General features: G+C 61.7%; 10 protein-coding genes. 4 read left to right on the forward strand and 6 right to left on the reverse strand.

Annotated features, from left to right (window positions below; genetic code table 11):
• The first annotated feature begins 169 nt into the window (after positions 1 to 169).
• The 3 genes from pheS (at position 170) to N7568_RS17745 (ending at position 4,827) form a co-directional block, all read left to right on the forward strand.
• Positions 170 to 1,231, forward strand: a complete 1,062-nt coding sequence (pheS, locus tag N7568_RS17735; protein ID WP_261611091.1) for a phenylalanine--tRNA ligase subunit alpha — start codon at positions 170 to 172, stop codon at positions 1,229 to 1,231.
• Between the two features lie 2 nt (positions 1,232 to 1,233).
• Entirely contained in the window at positions 1,234 to 3,777 is a 2,544-nt protein-coding gene (pheT, locus tag N7568_RS17740; protein WP_261611092.1) for a phenylalanine--tRNA ligase subunit beta, read from the forward strand.
• A gap of 183 nt (positions 3,778 to 3,960) precedes the next feature.
• Positions 3,961 to 4,827: a trypsin-like serine peptidase gene (locus N7568_RS17745; protein ID WP_261611093.1), complete on the forward strand. Its 867-nt coding sequence runs from the start codon at positions 3,961 to 3,963 to the stop codon at positions 4,825 to 4,827.
• Between the two features lie 411 nt (positions 4,828 to 5,238).
• Here the strand turns inward: N7568_RS17745 and N7568_RS17750 are convergent, their stop codons facing one another.
• Both N7568_RS17750 and N7568_RS17755 read right to left on the reverse strand, forming a co-directional pair.
• Entirely contained in the window at positions 5,239 to 5,970 is a 732-nt protein-coding gene (locus tag N7568_RS17750) for a hypothetical protein (protein ID WP_261611094.1), read from the reverse strand.
• A gap of 87 nt (positions 5,971 to 6,057) precedes the next feature.
• Positions 6,058 to 6,798: a matrixin family metalloprotease gene (locus N7568_RS17755; RefSeq protein ID WP_261611095.1), complete on the reverse strand. Its 741-nt coding sequence runs from the start codon at positions 6,796 to 6,798 to the stop codon at positions 6,058 to 6,060.
• 661 nt (positions 6,799 to 7,459) lie between these two features.
• Here N7568_RS17755 and N7568_RS17760 point away from each other — a divergent pair.
• Positions 7,460 to 8,113: a 4'-phosphopantetheinyl transferase family protein gene (locus tag N7568_RS17760; protein ID WP_261611096.1), complete on the forward strand. Its 654-nt coding sequence runs from the start codon at positions 7,460 to 7,462 to the stop codon at positions 8,111 to 8,113.
• Here N7568_RS17760 and N7568_RS17765 read toward each other — a convergent pair.
• From N7568_RS17765 to N7568_RS17780, 4 genes are all read right to left on the reverse strand, one after another.
• Positions 8,110 to 9,453 (reverse strand): M1 family metallopeptidase, encoded by a 1,344-nt coding sequence (locus N7568_RS17765; protein ID WP_261611097.1) that lies wholly within the window; start codon positions 9,451 to 9,453, stop codon positions 8,110 to 8,112. The genes N7568_RS17760 and N7568_RS17765 overlap by 4 nt on opposite strands.
• 12 nt (positions 9,454 to 9,465) lie before the next feature.
• Positions 9,466 to 13,422: a Pls/PosA family non-ribosomal peptide synthetase gene (locus N7568_RS17770; protein ID WP_261611098.1), complete on the reverse strand. Its 3,957-nt coding sequence runs from the start codon at positions 13,420 to 13,422 to the stop codon at positions 9,466 to 9,468.
• Positions 13,423 to 13,541: 119 nt separating this feature from the next.
• A complete protein-coding gene (locus N7568_RS17775) occupies positions 13,542 to 14,507 on the reverse strand; it encodes a quinone oxidoreductase family protein (protein WP_261611099.1) in 966 nt (321 codons plus the stop codon).
• A gap of 84 nt (positions 14,508 to 14,591) precedes the next feature.
• A complete protein-coding gene (locus N7568_RS17780) occupies positions 14,592 to 15,680 on the reverse strand; it encodes a fatty acid desaturase family protein (protein WP_261611100.1) in 1,089 nt (362 codons plus the stop codon).
• Between the last annotated feature and the right edge of the window lie 63 nt (positions 15,681 to 15,743).

The following is a 15,743-nucleotide window of genomic DNA, read 5'->3' on the forward strand; positions in this document are numbered from 1 at the left end:
GGGCCGACGTCGTCATTTCACATAGCGGGACGGGGCCAGGTGGGTTAAATCCCGCCGGTGAGGTTCAACTAGACTGAAGGGTAGTGCCTGCCGTCCGCGGCGAGCACTGCCCTTTCGTTTTGCAGGCCTGCCTTGCCGGCCGCTCCCTACTCGTAGCTAAGAACAGTAGATGACTGACACTTTGCCAGGCGCTGCCATCCCGAACCCGCTGGATGAAGCCGCCATCACCGCTGCCGTCGAGGACGCCATTGCTGCAATAGCGGCCGCTTCCTCCCTCGAAGAACTCAAGGCTGTCCGCCTCGCCCACACCGGTGAGAAGTCGCCGCTCAGCCTTGCCAACCGTGAAATCGGTGGGCTCGCCAAGGAGCACAAGGCTGCGGCCGGTAAGCTCATGGGGTCCTCCCGTGGCCGCGTTAACCAGGCGCTCGCAGCCCGGACCCAAGTTCTCGAGGCTGAGAATGACGCCCGCATCCTGGTGGAAGAAACCGTCGATGTGACTGCCGCTCCGCGTCGTCGCCGTGCAGGTGCGCGCCACCCGCTGTCCACGCTGCAGGACCGCGTTTCGGACATCTTTGTTGGCATGGGGTGGGAAATTGCCGAAGGCCCCGAAGTTGAGTCCGAGTGGTTCAACTTCGACGCCCTGAACTTCAAGCCGGACCACCCGGCACGCGAAATGCAGGACACGTTCTTCGTGGAGCCGCCCGAGGCGCACCTGCTCATGCGCACGCACACCTCTCCTGTCCAGGTACGTTCCATGCTGGAACGCGAAGTGCCCATCTACGTGCTGTGCCCGGGCAAGGTGTTCCGCACCGATGAACTCGATGCCACGCACACGCCTGTCTTCCACCAGTTCGAGGGACTGGCGATCGACAAGGACCTGAGTATGGCGGATCTCCGCGGCACGCTGGAGCACTTCGCCCGGCAGATGTTCGGCGATGAAGCCTCCATCCGCCTGCGCCCCAACTACTTCCCGTTCACGGAGCCTTCCGCCGAACTGGACATCTGGCACCCCGGTGCCAAGGGCGGTCCGCGCTGGATCGAGTGGGGCGGCTGCGGCATGGTCAACCCCAACGTCCTCCGGGCGGCCGGCATCGATCCGGACATCTATTCAGGTTTTGCCTTCGGTATGGGTATTGAGCGCACGCTCATGTTCCGCAACGAAGTCGGCGATATGCGCGACATGATCGAAGGCGACGTACGTTTCAGCGAGCACTTCGGGATGGAGATCTAACAGTGCGTATCCCACTTTCCTGGCTGCGTGAATTCGCGCAGGTACCGGCCGATGCAACGGCCGAAGACGTCATGGCTGACCTGGTCAAGGTTGGTTTTGAAGAAGAAGAAGTCCACCGTCCCACGGACGAATTGACTGGTCCTGTTGTGGTGGGCCAGGTTCTGAGCCTGGTCAAGGAGCCGCAGACCAATGGCAAGACCATCAACTGGTGCCAGGTCCGCGTCGTCCCGGAAGGGCAGGAGCAGAAACTCACCGGCGAGGGCATCGATCCTTCCGGCGTGCAGGGCATCATTTGCGGCGCCCACAACTTTGTTGAAGGCGACAAGGTAGTTGTCACCCTCCCCGGCGCCGTGCTGCCCGGAAACTTCCGGATCTCCGCACGTAAGACCTACGGTCACCTGTCTGCCGGCATGATCGCTTCCGTCCGCGAACTGGGCATCGGCGATGACCACGACGGCATCCTGGTCCTCTCCCGCATCGGTCTGGACCCGGAAATCGGCACTGACGCGATGGAGCTGCTGGGCTTGTACGACCAAGCAGCGGAGATCAACGTCACCCCGGACCGCGGCTACGCCTTCTCCATCCGTGGCGTTGCGCGCGAGTACGCCCACGCCACCGGAACCTCGTTCGTGGATCCGGCGTCGAAGGTCAACGCGCCGGCCACGCTTCAGGGTGGCTACGGCGTCAAGCTCAACGACGACGCACCGATCTACGGCAAGCCGGGCTGCGACCGCTTCGTGGCCCGCACTGTCCGTGGTGTAGATGCCTCGCGTCCCACTCCGCCGTGGATGACTGCGCGCCTGCGTCTGGCCGGCGTCCGTTCCATCTCGCTCCCGGTAGATATCTCCAACTACGTCATGCTTGAGCTCGGCCAGCCGAACCATTGCTACGACCTCGATAAGCTCGCGGGCGACATCGTGGTGCGTCGTGCCGTGGCGGGGGAGAAGATCACCACCCTTGATGACAAGGAGCGCACGCTCGACGTCGAGGACCTGCTGATCACCGATGACTCCGGCGCTATCGGCATCGCCGGCGTGATGGGCGGTGCGCACACTGAGGTGTCCGACTCCACCACGAACATCCTGGTGGAAGCCGCGCACTTCGATGAAGTGTCGATTGCCCGCTCGCGCCGTCGTCACAAGCTGCCATCCGAGGCTTCCAAGCGCTTCGAGCGCGGGGTGGACTGGCACGTAGCCAACATTGCTGCCCAGCGCGTAGTGGATCTCTTGGTGGAACTCGCCGGTGGCACTGCAGATGAGGCCGGGACCGACGTCGGAACCGCTCCTGACGCCGTCGTCATTGACCTGCCGGCAGAGTTCGCCGCAGCCCGTATCGGCATCGATTTCACCGAAGAGCAGATCACCACGTCCCTTGAAGACCTTGGCGCTGTGGTTGAAAAGACTGCCGCCGGTTACAGGGTCACGGCTCCCAGCTGGCGCAATGACCTCGAAACCAAGGAAGACCTCTCCGAGGAAATCGCGCGCCTTGTCGGCTATGACAACATCCCCTCGACTCTTCCGGTGGCCCCTCCAGGCCGTGGCCTGAGCCGCAGCCAGCAGCAGAAGCGCCGGGTTGTCCAAGCCTTGGCGGATGCGGGGCTTACCGAGGTGCTGTCCTACCCGTTCGTCTCCAAGGCAGCCAACGACACGTTCGGTGTTGCTGCTGAAGGCGCGGCGCGTCCGGCGTTGAAGCTGGCGAACCCGATCAGCGAGGAGCAAGGTTTCCTCCGCACGTCCATGCTGCCGGGCCTGATTGAGGTTGCCCGCTGCAACCACTCGCGTGGCTTCCGCGATCTGGCTCTTTATGAAGTTGGTTCAGTCTTCCTTCCCGGCGAGAAGCTGGGTACGGATTCCATCCCACCGTTGGGCGTCAAGCCCTCCGATGAGGTTCTGGATGCACTGTACGACGGCGTTCCGCACCAGCCGCTGCACATCGGCGCCGTTCTGACCGGCCATGATTCCCCGGCAGCTGCCACCCACGCCCCGCGTGCGTGGGACTGGGCTGATGCACTTGACGTTGCCCGCCTCATGGCCGACGTCCTGGGCGTGGAGCTGGTTGTCAGCCAGGGCAGCCACCAAGCGTTCCACCCTGGCCGTGCCGCCCAGCTAGCGCTGCGCAACGGCGATGTCGTCGGCTACGCAGGAGAGCTGCACCCTAAGCTCCTTGCCGCCCACGACATGCCTGCCCGGTCAGTGGCTGTTGAGGTCAATGTGGAGGCACTGTTCGATGCTGCCCCTGACGTCATTGTGGCCAAGCACATTTCCGGGTTCCCCGTCGCTACGCAGGACGTTGCCTTGGTTGTCCCGGAGGACGTTCCGGCAGACCAGGTCCTCTCCGCGCTGCGTGAAGGTGCCGGCGAACTTCTCGAAGACGTCGCATTGTTCGATGTCTACGCGGGTCCCGGCATCGAGGAGGGCAAGAAGTCATTGGCGTTCGGCCTCCGCTTCCGTGCTGACGACCGCACGCTGACGGCGGATGAGGCTTCTGAAGCCCGTGCCGCGGCTGTTGCTGTTGCGGCCGAGCGCTTCGGAGCAGTCCAGCGCTAAGCGCCCTGTTCTAGTAAATCCCCGGGACCTGACGGTTCCGGGGATTTTCTTTTTATTGAGATTGAGCTCCCAGCATCTTGACAGACTATTCACATGTGTATGACAGTTTTGTCATGCACATGTGAAGCATGTGTATCACATCCCTCGCACGGTTTCACAAGAGCCGTCCCTCGAAAGGTACCCATGAAGAAGCAGAACGTTGCTTTGCTTGTCGGAGCTGCAGTGATGGCTTTGACGTCCTCGCTTGGTGGAGCCGCAACAGCGTCAGAGTCGACGCCGCAAGTGGCCGCCGCCGAGGTCCAGCCTGTATCGCACACAGTGGACCCGTCGCTGACATCCGGTTCCGCCGCGTCACCATTGGCAGACAGATACACGATTGCCGCACCGTCCAAGAACGGCGGCGCCTCCACGGACTCAGTCATCGGTGCGGATGGTCGCGTCCGCATCACCAACACCACAGCTGCACCCAACCGCTCCATCGTGCAGATTGAATTCAACGGCGGCTACATCTGCTCCGGTGCCCTGATTTCCGATGACACCGTGCTGACTGCTGGGCACTGCGTGCATGAGGGCGGCACGGGATCGACAGCTGACTACTCCTGGGGCGTCAAAGTGGCTCCGGGGCGCAATGGCTCAACCGATCCCTACGGTACGTGCGGCGCCACGCAACTCCTGACGGACCAGCGCTGGATCGACTCGGCGAACACCAACGCCGACTGGGGCGTCATCAAACTCGACTGCACCATCGGCAACACCACCGGGTGGCTCAACTACACCGGTACTACCGCCAGCCTGAACGGGACCAACACCACGGTCCGCGGCTACCCAGGTGACAAAGCATTCGGCACCATGTGGTCCATGACCGGACCCATCGAGAGCACCACCACCGAGAAGGTCTACTACAAGATGGATACCTATGGTGGCCAGAGTGGTGCCCCCGTCTACAACAGCTCCAACACCATCATGGCCATCCACACCAACGGCGGCAGCTCCAACTCGGGCACCCGCATCACACCCACGCTGGCGAACTACCTGACGTCGGTGAAGTAGCCCGCTTGGGTTAATCCAGCCAGCAGTGTTTCCCGCAGCCTCTTCATGGCTGCGGGGAACACTTGTCAATGTTTGCCAAGGCTGCAGCTTGCTGGGGCGAAAGTTACGAGGTGGATGAATGCCTGGAGTGCATCGCCGACGAGAAAGCGTCCGAGGAGGATTGGAAGTTACTGGGGGAGCCGTTCCTGAGGGCCCTGCATAAAGCCCAGACAGGGAATCCATAAAGGTTGGCCCGCAACAGAGAACGACGGAGTGAAGCATACAAGGCCGGCGGCGCTGGCACTGCATTCGTCAGCGTAGCCACGGACAGGATTGACTGCTCGTTGGGGCTACGGCAATGGAGATACCCCCAGCCTTTGTGTGTCTGAGGGTATCTCTTTATGGAAGAACGGCCTTCGACAGCCTCCTCACCTACGGAAGTTTCACGAAACTGTCGAGGCGCTCCCATTCATGGGTTTCGTTGTTCAGTACGGTGGTTTGGGCGCCGTTGCCTCTAACCTCCCTGAGCCCGTACTGGTAACCCTGCACTGAATATTCTGACAATTGGCCGTCCTGGCCCGTTTGTGGCATGAGTAGGGCGACATACTCTTTACCGGCCTCGACGTCGACGTCGTCGGTGATCTTTGCCCTGATGAACTTTGCATCGGTAGGCTTCGTGCCGCCGTTGAGTCTCAAGATCTTTTCCTGCTGGGCCTTGTTGAGACTGTTCCAGTATTCGTCGTAAGTTACAGTTCCGCCAACCCGCGAATAGTTCACCTGCACGCCCGGGACAATGTCGCCCTTGTAGGCCTCTCGGACAGTCATTTTCCCCACGGTCTGAGGAAACACATACTGATTGGTGATGGGGCTGAATGTACGTCCACCGCTGATTGACTCGACGTGAATTCGCGCGACGATAGGATACTTGTTGAACCCGTAGAGGGGGTCCGTTGGTTCCCAAATAAAATCAACATCGGTCCCGGCACGTCGAATCTGGTCGGCTGGAATATTGGCATAGGCGTCGTTGGAGCTTCGTGGAACCGACTGCTGACCGAGCTGACCGGACTCCGTGTTTGTGGAGTTGGGCATGCCCGCTGCGCATGCCGGCAGGTTACCTAGCAGCAGCACTGCCAAGATCATGATGGGTGCTTTTAGTTTGTTCATGGTGTAGGTGTTCCCCCTTGCATTCTGTAGCTGGAGAGGCGTGAGCTGCTGGCCCGCCAGGGGCGAAGCGTTGGTCCTGGAGTGGAATCAGTACAGGATGTTGATGGCATCGTTATCTACCCCTGTCACTCGTTGGGCGACGCGTCCATAGGCTGTCTGGCACATGATGCTGAAAGGAATGTTGTTGTAGTGGGCAAGTCCGAAAGCGTGACCCATTTCGTGGATGGTAGTCCCGAGAGCTGATTCGTTGCTGGTGCTGGCCAAGCTATACACGGAGTTGTTTGTGTGTACCTCTGCATACGTCCAATTGGACGACTCGGGGTAGATTGTGCCGCCGGTGGCGGAGAAAAAGGAGGTCCAGGCCAAGACGTTCATACCTCCACCAAAGTAGGCATCATTGTGTTGATGAAAGTCCATGGTGGAGCCAATATTGCTACCGACGAAGCTGATGTAGATGGGATTACTCCACCCGGGATACATCCAGTTATTTGCTGCACCTTTGATGAGGTGTTCCCAATTGCCGACTCCGGAGGAGTAGTTGAGCCACGCCGTGACGTTGCCAACACCGTTTTGATAGCGGTGGCCGAATGTTGGTGTTGCTGCGTGGGCGCTGGTGGCCGGCAGCATGATCATGATCATTACGACCAAAATTGCCAGCAAGGAATTTCCAGCTCTTACAAATCTTCGGGTGAATTCCAATTTGCCTAAGTAGAAAAGTTCATTCAGGGCTAAGCGTGACTTTTGATTGACATTCTGCGGGATTTGATGGATTAGGCCAAGATCGTATTGGGAATCTTTATTGGCAACGGTTGGGCGGTTTTTCATCATCGGGTCCCCCTTGACATTTAGAACATCATTGTTCCATGTTGCGCACAAGGGTCATCCCTTATGCAATCCGATGCTACAAGCTCCGGAAGATAGTCGCTTCCTCTTTTAGGCTGAGAATGTAGAGCCAACCAGCCCATTTAGTGTCGTTTAGATGCAGAGTACAGGAGGCGAACCTCCTTGTCAGGAATAAAGTCCAGATTCAAGCGGAAACTTCAAAAAGGTATATAAATCAAGGGGTGTTTTAAGACTCAAAATAGATAGTGCAGAAACATTCTTATTCTCGCGTCACGATTTTAGGTTCGATGTCACTTAAGCAAAATCGCGATGAGTATGACCAGGGCTGGCTTTAGGGCTCACGATCGAGCATGTCCGGGAATTTATGACGGCGCCTGCATGAGCGATCGCTCAGGGGAGGTGACTGGCACGGAAGGCTGCTGACTGTTCAGCAGGTCGTCGGGTCGCTGGTTCCGAAGGGCTGGGCATCGCACGTGTTCGGCATTTCGAATTCCTCGTCGCAGAATGCCCTGCAACGTTTCGTGAGGGAGCCCGATTTGGGCATAGACACGGGGAGATGGCAGAGTCGTTTGAAGCCTGGCTGACGGGGAAAATCCACCCATAGCTGTTGCAACATGTCGCTGGGAACATAGCCGTGAGAGGGGGCATGATGCAAAGCCCAGTGATTGATCTGCGCAGGCTCGATGATGTGCCTGGTGCGGGCATCGGCCTCAAAAGGCTCGGGGAACCTGCCCAGGAACGCGCACTCCGTTTCACCAGTGCCAAGGACCGTGAAGAATTCGTCGCTGGCCGCGTGGCCTTGCAGCACTTCGCCGCCTCGCTGCTCGACGTGGATCCTGCCCGGCTCGTCCCTGACTATCACTGCCCGCAGTGCGGACCCGGCCAGAACCACGGCCGCCCCGGTTTCCTGCTCGACGGCGGTCCCGCGCCACTGGCGCTCAGCGCGTCCCGGGCTTCGGGCTGGCTGCTGCTGGCCGGCGTCGTACGTCCAGCGGAGGGTCTGCGGCTGGGTGTGGACCTTGAAGTGGTCAGCCGGGTTGGCTTCGACGGCTTCGACGACGTCGCCTTGACCGCAGCCGAGAAGGAATTTCTGGTCTCCATCCCGGTGCAGGATCGAGCCATGCAGCGCGCCCGGCTCTGGGCGCGTAAGGAAGCATGGCTGAAGATGACCGGCGAGGGCCTGCGGCGTAACCCGGCTGAGCTGGACGTGTTGGACCTGCCCGGCCTGCGGGATGTCACCGGCATCCACGAAAACGGGAAACTGCCTGAAGGATTAGTCGCCGCTCTGGCCGTTGGCTAGCGCGCTGAAGGCAGCGGCGGAAGCGCAGCCTCGTAGAGCCATGGCCGGAGAATCGACGCAGCATCAAAGCCCGGAATGAACGAGTCTGCGGCGTCAATGAACGCCTTCGTGGACACCGAGCTGTGCCGGTTGGTGGCAGTCCAGTGCTGCAGGAAACCGAAGAACGCCTCGTTGCCGGCTGCCATCCGTACCGCATGAACGGCAAGGGCGCCGCGCTTGTAGACGCGGTCATCGAACATCAACTCGGGACCGGGGTCGCCCACCAACAAGTCCTGAGGGCCGGCGTCGAGCCTCTTCCATGCAGCTGTTGCCCGCGCAGCAACAGTCATGGTCCGGGATTCTTCGGACCACAGCCACTCCGCGTAGCAGGCGAAACCTTCATGGAGCCAGATGTCTTTCCAGCTGCTCACGGTCAGCGAGTTCCCAAACCACTGGTGGGACAGCTCGTGGGCGATCAGTCGCTGGGAATCCCAGGAGTCGCGCATATGGTTTCGGCCAAAAATCGAGACGGTCTGGGCTTCCAAGGGGATTTCCAACTCGTCCTCCGTGACAACCGAGGTGTAGTCGGTGAACGGGTAGGGCCCGAAGCAGTCCTCGAAGGTCCGCATCATATCCGGCTGGCGTCGCAGGCCGTGAAGAGCATCCACCGCCATTTCGGGGGTGACTGCGACAAACTGCGGCACCCGGTGATGGGTATCGTCCACATGCAGGGGAACCTTGGCGTAGCGGCCGATCTGCACTGTAGCGAGGTAGGTGGCCATGGGTTCAGATTGCTCGTAAACCCACGTCTCCCGGCTCGACTTGCGGGAGTGGGACACCAACGTGCCGTTGCACACAGGGCGGTAATTGTCGTCTGTGGTGACGGAGATGAGGAAGCTGGACTTGTAGCGGGGATGGTCATTGCAGGGGAACCATGAGGCCGCGCCGTTGGGCTGGCCGGCGACCAATACGCCGTCGTTCAATTCTTCCCACCCGACATCGCCCCAGAGGCCGCGGCGGGGCTGGGGGTTGCCGTCGTAGCGGATCTCAAGCGAGAACTGCTGGCCAGGCTTCAACTGGGACGCCGGAGTGAGTACCAGGTGTTCTGCCCTGTGGCTGAACTTCTGGAGCTTCTTGCCGTCCAGTTGAACTTTGCTTGCCCGCAGGCCCACCAAGTCAAGGACAATCTGGGCCAGAGGTTCCAAGGCCGTGCATCGCAGGACCGCCTTGCCGATCAGCTTGTTGCTGCCCAGCCTGACGTCGAGGTCCAACTCGTACCTGTCCACGCGGTAGCTGGTGCTGCCGTGGTCCAAAGTGTAGGGGTCGGCTTCGGTCATGGGGGTGGGGATTGGTACGGTCATGATCCGTCCAATCTACTTGAGGCGCGGCGCTTGTGCTGACGGGCCCACCCACGGGCTCACCGGGTTGCCCATCCAGTACGTTCCGGCCGGCACTGTCTCACCACGCATAACCAACGACGCCGGACCAACAGTTCCGCCGTCGCCGATGCTGGCCGCGGGGAGGATGACGCCGTGCGGACCCATCGTGGCTCCGTTACCCAGCGTCACGGTGTCCAGGCTCATCACACGGTCGTGGAACAGGTGCGTCTGGACAACACAACCACGGTTGACGGTGGAGTTCTCTCCAAGGGTCACGAGGTCGGCTTCGGGAAGCCAATAGCTTTCACACCAGGTTCCACGGCCGATCTTCGCGCCGAGGCCGCGCAACCACCACACCAAAGCGGGAGTTCCCGCCGCGGAGCGGGCAAACCATGGTGCACTCACCATTTCGATAAAGGTGTCCACCACCTCGTTGCGCCAAATGAACGAGCTCCATAGGGGGTGTTCGCCTGAACGGATGGTCCCCACCAGGACCCATTTGGCCACGATGGAGCTGAGCGCTGCCACCGCTCCTGCTGCCAGCATCACCACGCCACCAAGGACCGCCGCAATCCAGTAGCCCCACCCGCTCGCGATCCAATTCAGAACCAGCATCACGCTGACGGCGATCGCCACCGTGAGGATGACCGGTATCAGGCGGCATAGTTCCCAGAGCGCCCTTGCAATTTTCAGCTTAGGGGCCGGGCGGAAGGTTCTGGTCTGGTCAGCATCGACGGTGGTGCGGCGCAACCTGACAGGCGGACTGCCCAGCCATGAGGTGCCTGACTTTGCTTTGGCAGGCGTGGCAGACAGCACCGCTACGAGGGAGTTCTTGGGCACATTCCGTCCGGCGGCGGTCATGCCTGAGTTGCCCAGGAAGGAGCGCTTCCCGATCTTGGCCGGCGCGATCTTCATCCATCCGCCGCCAAGCTCATAGGAGGCCACCATGGTGTCGTCGGCCAGGAAAGCACCGTCGCCGATGGTGGTCATTTTAGGAACAAGAAGCACCGTTGAGGCTTCCACGTTCTTGCCCACCTTGGCCCCGAGGAGTCGCAACCAGAGGGGCGTGAAGAGGCTCGCATAGACCGGGAAAAGGAGGTCCCGTGCCATGTCCAGGAGGCGTTCCGTGGCCCAGACCTGCCAGCCTATGCGGCTGCGGACCCGGTAGTAGCCCTCTTTGAGGCCCAAACCGAGAAGCCGGGCGACAATCAGAATCAGCACGAGGTTGCCGAAGAACCACACCAGGGCGGCAAGCGGGACGGCCAGCGCAATCTGCGGAAGCGCAGTTTCCAGGGATTCGTGTCCCTGGATGAACGCCAGGACCACCAGGACACCCGCGAATGCGGAGATGTAGGGGATCAGGGCCAGCAAAGCCGACGCGCTGGCAAAGGCGGAGAACCAGAGCCGGTCAACCACTGGCCGCCTGGTGATTGTTTCCGGCCATTCGTGCTTGGCTTTTCCACGGCGCTCCGCAGGGGAGCCGGCCACAAGGTGTCCGGCTTTCACTTTGCCCAGCACCGCGGATCCAGCGTCGACGTGGGCACCCGCGCCGATGGTGGCCCCGGGCATCAGGGTGCTGCGGGCGCCGACTACTGCTCCGGCTCCCACATGGATCTGTCCGATGTGGACGGAGTCACCGTCAACCCACCAGCCCGAAAGGTCCACTTCGGGCTCGATGTTGGCTCCGCTGCCCAAGGACAGAAGACCGGTGACCGGGGGCAGCGAGTGCAGGTGGACGTCCTTGCCGATCTTGGCTCCGAGGGCCCGTGCGTAGTAAGGCACGAACGGGGCGCTGGCCAGACCGATAGCCCCCGACAGGTCCTGTATTTGCTCGGCCAGCCACAATCGCAGGTGGGTCTTGCCTGAACGCGGATAGGTGCCGGGTTGGATCCTGCCAAGCAGCACCTTGGCTGCAACCACTGAGATCGCCATCCGGCCCAAGGGGCTGACAAAGATCAGCCATGACGCCGCGATCCACCACCACGACGCCACGGGCGCGGCGGCAAAGCCGGCGAAGTCTGCCAGTAGCCTGTTGGCGGCCATGAGGTAGGTGAGCCAGCGCATGCCCACCAGAATGTGCAAGGGCACGCCCATCAGGACCTGGAAGATTTGCGACTTCAAGGCGGTAGGGCGGACGGTGCGCTCGGCAGCGGGACCCGGCGCACCGCCGTCGGGCAGTGACTGCCGGGCAGCATCGATCAACGCGCCTACGCGCGGCGTGGCATAGATGTCCGCGACGGTGACGGTCGGGTATCTGACGCGGAGAGCAGAGACAAGCTGTGCCGCAGCCAAGGACCCGCCACCGTAGGCGAAGAAGTCGGCGTCGAGGGAGGTCACGGGGCTGCCCAGCACCGCCTCCCACTGCTCCACGACCCAGCGGGCGTCATCGGGCAGGTTCAGCGGGGCGTTTCCGGCCTCGGCGGCACCTGCTCCTGCCAAAGGCCAGGGGAGTGCATGGCGGTCCACCTTGCCGCTGGTCTTGGTGGGCAATGAATCGACGACAGTCAGCAGGGGGATCAATGCCGCCGGGAGGCTTTCGCCCAGCAGGCGACGCGCCTCGTCCATGGACAGCTCGTAGCCGTCAACGGGGGCCAGATAGCCAACAAGGATCTGGTTGCCGGCTGCCGTGGTCTGTACTGCTGCAGCCGCGCCGGCGACACCAGGCAAAGACTGCAGAGCAGCGTCCACTTCGCCCAGTTCGATCCTGCGGCCACCCAGCTTGACCTGTTCATCGGCCCGGCCCATGAAAATCAAGCCCTCGGCTTCGAAGCGGACCAAGTCCCCTGATCGGTAGGCGCGGTCCCAGCCCAAGGTAGGCATTGGAGCATACTTTTCTGCGTCCTTGGCCGGGTCAAGGTAACGGGCCAACCCCACTCCGCCGATGATCAGTTCGCCGATCCCGCCCTCGGCGACCGGAACGCCGTCAGAATCGACGACGGCGAGGTCCCACCCGTCCAGCGGCAAACCGATTCGGACGGGGCCGGGTCCACCCAGGGGAGCGGCGCAGGCAACGACGGTGGCTTCGGTGGGTCCGTAGGTGTTCCACACCTCACGCCCATCTACCGCGAGGCGTTCGGCCAGCTCGGGTGGGCACGCTTCGCCACCGAAGATCAGCAGGCGGACGTTTTCCAGCGCCTCTGCCGGCCATAGCGCCGCGAGGGTGGGGACGGTAGAGACCACGGTGATGCCGTGGTTGATGAGCCAAGGACCAAGGTCCATGCCTGTTCGAACCAAGGCCCGTGGCGCCGGAACCAGGCAGGCACCGTGGCGCCAGGCCAGCCACATTTCCTCACAGGACGCGTCGAATGCTACCGATAGGCCGGCCAACACCCGGTCCTGGGGACCAATGGGCTCAGCTCGAAGGAAGATCCGGGCTTCAGCATCGACGAACGCAGCAGAGGAGCGATGCCTTACGGCAACGCCCTTGGGAGTTCCGGTAGATCCGGACGTGAAGATGATCCAGGAGTCGTCGTCCAGCCCGGGCGTGCTTGGCGTCGAAACCGGTTCCCGCGTGTCGCCGAAGAGCTGGACGTCCAGCCCCGTACCGATGACGGCACCCACCTTGGCTTCGCCGAAGACCAGGCGGGCGCGCTCCTCGGGGTCATCGGCGTCGACAGGAACATAGGCGGCACCGGCCATGAGAATTCCAAGGATGGCGATGTACAGCTCGTTGGTGCCGGAGGGAATCCGGACGCCGACCTTGTCTCCGCGGCCAAGCCCGGCGGTGTTCAACGTTGCGGCGAACTGCCGGACGGCCTTGAGCAGTTCGGTGTAGCTCAGCGATTTGTGCCCATCATCCAAGGCTGAAGCCTCGGGAAATGACGCAGCGGTCCGTTCAAGGATGTCGACCAGCGTGCGCTCGGCAGGGGCCGCGGCGCCTCCCGGCAGCTGGGGACGGTACGTAATAAGGGCAGGTGTAGTACCGGCCCCAGCGGGATGTTCTGTGCTCACGACGTCAGCTTTCCTCAGAAAGATGAACAAAAGGTGTCTGATGTTTCCTGCACGTCACACTGTGTTGCACCGTTATTCGCCTATCGATCACCCAGTGTTCCCCTCCGGCCCGTGGGCGATTATGGGACGAGCAGTACCTTGCCGGTGGTGCGGCGGCCTTCCAAGTCCCTGTGCGCCTGGGCTGCCTCGGCCAGGGGGTACGTAGCGCCAACCCGCACGGACAAGGTTCCGTTGGCGGCGGCGTCGAAAATCTCCGCTGAACGCCACCGGCGTTCCTGGGCATTCTGGACGAAGTGCGCCATAGTTGGCCTGGTCAGCGTCAGCGAACCCGCGGCGTTCAGGCGCTGCGGATCAAAGGGCGGCACAGGCCCGGACGCAGCGCCGAAGAGCACCATGGCGCCACGGATGCGCAGGCTCTTGAGGGAATCGTCAAAGGTGTCCTTGCCGACGCCGTCGTACACCACGTTGACGCCTTCGCCGTCGGTCAGTTCCCGGACCCGGTCAGCGAAGCCCTCGTAGCGGAGCACCTCATCTGCTCCGGCCAGAGTGGACAGATCTGCTTTTTCGTCCGAGGAGACCGTGGTAATCACTCGGGCACCGCGGGCTTTCAGCAGTTGCGTCAGCAGCAGGCCAACGCCACCGGCTCCTGCGTGAAGCAGGACAGTGTGGCCCGGCTCCACCCGGAAGGATGAGTTCATCAGGTAATGCGCGGTGATTCCCTGCAATGGCAAGGCTGCGGCCGTGTGATCGTCGACGCCGGTTGGAACCGGAAGTGCCTTGCCGGCGTCCACCACGGCGTACTCTGCGTACGTTCCGGACCCCTCGGCCGTGGCAATGCGGTCTCCAATGGAAAACTCCTCGACCCCCTCGCCCAGGGCCTCCACGGTGCCGGCGGCTTCGGCGCCAGGAGTGAAGGGGTACTCCACTTTGTAGATCCCGCTGCGCTGATATGTCTCAATGAAGTTGACCCCGGCAGCTGCGACCTTGATCAGCAGCTGGCCGGGGCCAGGCTTTGGTGGTTCCACGGAGGCGAACTCGAGGACCTCAGGTCCTCCGGGCTGCTGTACAACGATGGCGTGCGTCATGGTGGCTCCTCACTCCGGGACGGTCCTTCCGGTGCCCGGTTTCAGATTCCATCCTAGGGAGTTGAGGCTTTCCTTGTGGAACGCCTAGAAGCGTCCGTGCGTCGAAGCGACCGGGCAGTCGAAGCCGCGGCCTGCTGCCAGGCCAACGTCATTCAGGTATCGGACCACGATGCCGTAGGACTGCATCAACGTGGTTTCGGTGTAGGGAATGGAGTGCTTGGCGCAGAACTCGCGCACAATTTTTGTGGCCTTGTACAAATGGGGGCGGGCCATGTCCGGGAACAAGTGGTGCTCCACCTGCCGGTTAAGTCCACCCAGGAGGAAGTCCATGAAGAGGCCACCGGAGATGTTGCGCGAGGTCAGGATCTGGCGGTTGAGGAAGTCAACGCGGCTGTCTTTGGGAAGGACAGGCATGCCTTTGTGGTTCGGGGCGAATGAGGCGCCCATGTAGAAGCCGTACACCATGATCTGCACGCCCAGGAAGGCGAACGCCATCCCGATGGGTAGGAAGGTGAAAGCCAGAACCGGGAGGGCGGCAAGCCTTGCTACGAGGATGGGTGTCTCTACCCAGCGGTGACGTACTTTTTGCTTGCCGAAAACAAAGCGTAGGGAGTCGAACTGCAGGCTCAAGCCCAGGAGCGTCAGGAGCGGGAAGAAGAACCAGCCCTGCTTCTTGGTGAGGAAAGCCAGGCGGCCCTTACGTTCAGCTGCGGCATCTTCGTAGAAGACCAAGGCGTTGTTCCGGATGTCCGGGTCCTTGGAGATGACGTTGGGGTGGTTGTGGTGGGCTCCGTGCTTCTGTTCCCACCAGGAGTAGCTGATGCCGGCGACGCCGGTGGCAAGGAGGCGGGCGGACCAATCGTTGGCGCGGCGCGAAGCGAAGATCTGCTTGTGACCTGCCTCGTGGGCAAGAAAGCTAAGCTGCGTGCACAGGATGCCTACGGCAGCGGCGATCAGGAGCTGGTACCAGGAATCGCCAATGAGGGCGAAGCCGAGCCAGGTGCCGGCCATGAGCAGTACCAAGGCCACGAAGACCCAGATGTAGAAGCCGGTACGGCGTTCGAGGAGTCCAGCCGACTTGACGGTTTTGAGGAGCTCTGAGTAGCTCTGGACGACGGGATTCGGTTGAATTGCGCGAGCTTTGGGGCGCTCAGCGGTGGACGTGGGTGACATAAATGTGCCCCGTATCGCTAACGGGCAACGCTGCAGCCGACGTTCGGACTGCACGGTCTGGAT

The sequence above is a fragment of the Paenarthrobacter aurescens genome (genome assembly GCF_025421775.1).
Lineage (GTDB): Bacteria > Actinomycetota > Actinomycetes > Actinomycetales > Micrococcaceae > Arthrobacter > Arthrobacter aurescens_B.

What these genes read in the sequence shown, in the direction of transcription:
- pheS (WP_261611091.1), top strand. Translation starts at nt 170, where the DNA reads ATGACTGACACTTTGCCAGGCGCTGCCATCCCGAACCCGCTGGATGAA.
- N7568_RS17745 (WP_261611093.1), top strand. Translation starts at nt 3,961, where the DNA reads ATGAAGAAGCAGAACGTTGCTTTGCTTGTCGGAGCTGCAGTGATGGCT.
- N7568_RS17750 (WP_261611094.1), bottom strand. Translation starts at nt 5,970, where the DNA reads ATGAACAAACTAAAAGCACCCATCATGATCTTGGCAGTGCTGCTGCTA.
- N7568_RS17755 (WP_261611095.1), bottom strand. Translation starts at nt 6,798, where the DNA reads ATGATGAAAAACCGCCCAACCGTTGCCAATAAAGATTCCCAATACGAT.
- N7568_RS17760 (WP_261611096.1), top strand. Translation starts at nt 7,460, where the DNA reads ATGATGCAAAGCCCAGTGATTGATCTGCGCAGGCTCGATGATGTGCCT.
- N7568_RS17765 (WP_261611097.1), bottom strand. Translation starts at nt 9,453, where the DNA reads ATGACCGTACCAATCCCCACCCCCATGACCGAAGCCGACCCCTACACT.
- N7568_RS17775 (WP_261611099.1), bottom strand. Translation starts at nt 14,507, where the DNA reads ATGACGCACGCCATCGTTGTACAGCAGCCCGGAGGACCTGAGGTCCTC.
- N7568_RS17780 (WP_261611100.1), bottom strand. Translation starts at nt 15,680, where the DNA reads ATGTCACCCACGTCCACCGCTGAGCGCCCCAAAGCTCGCGCAATTCAA.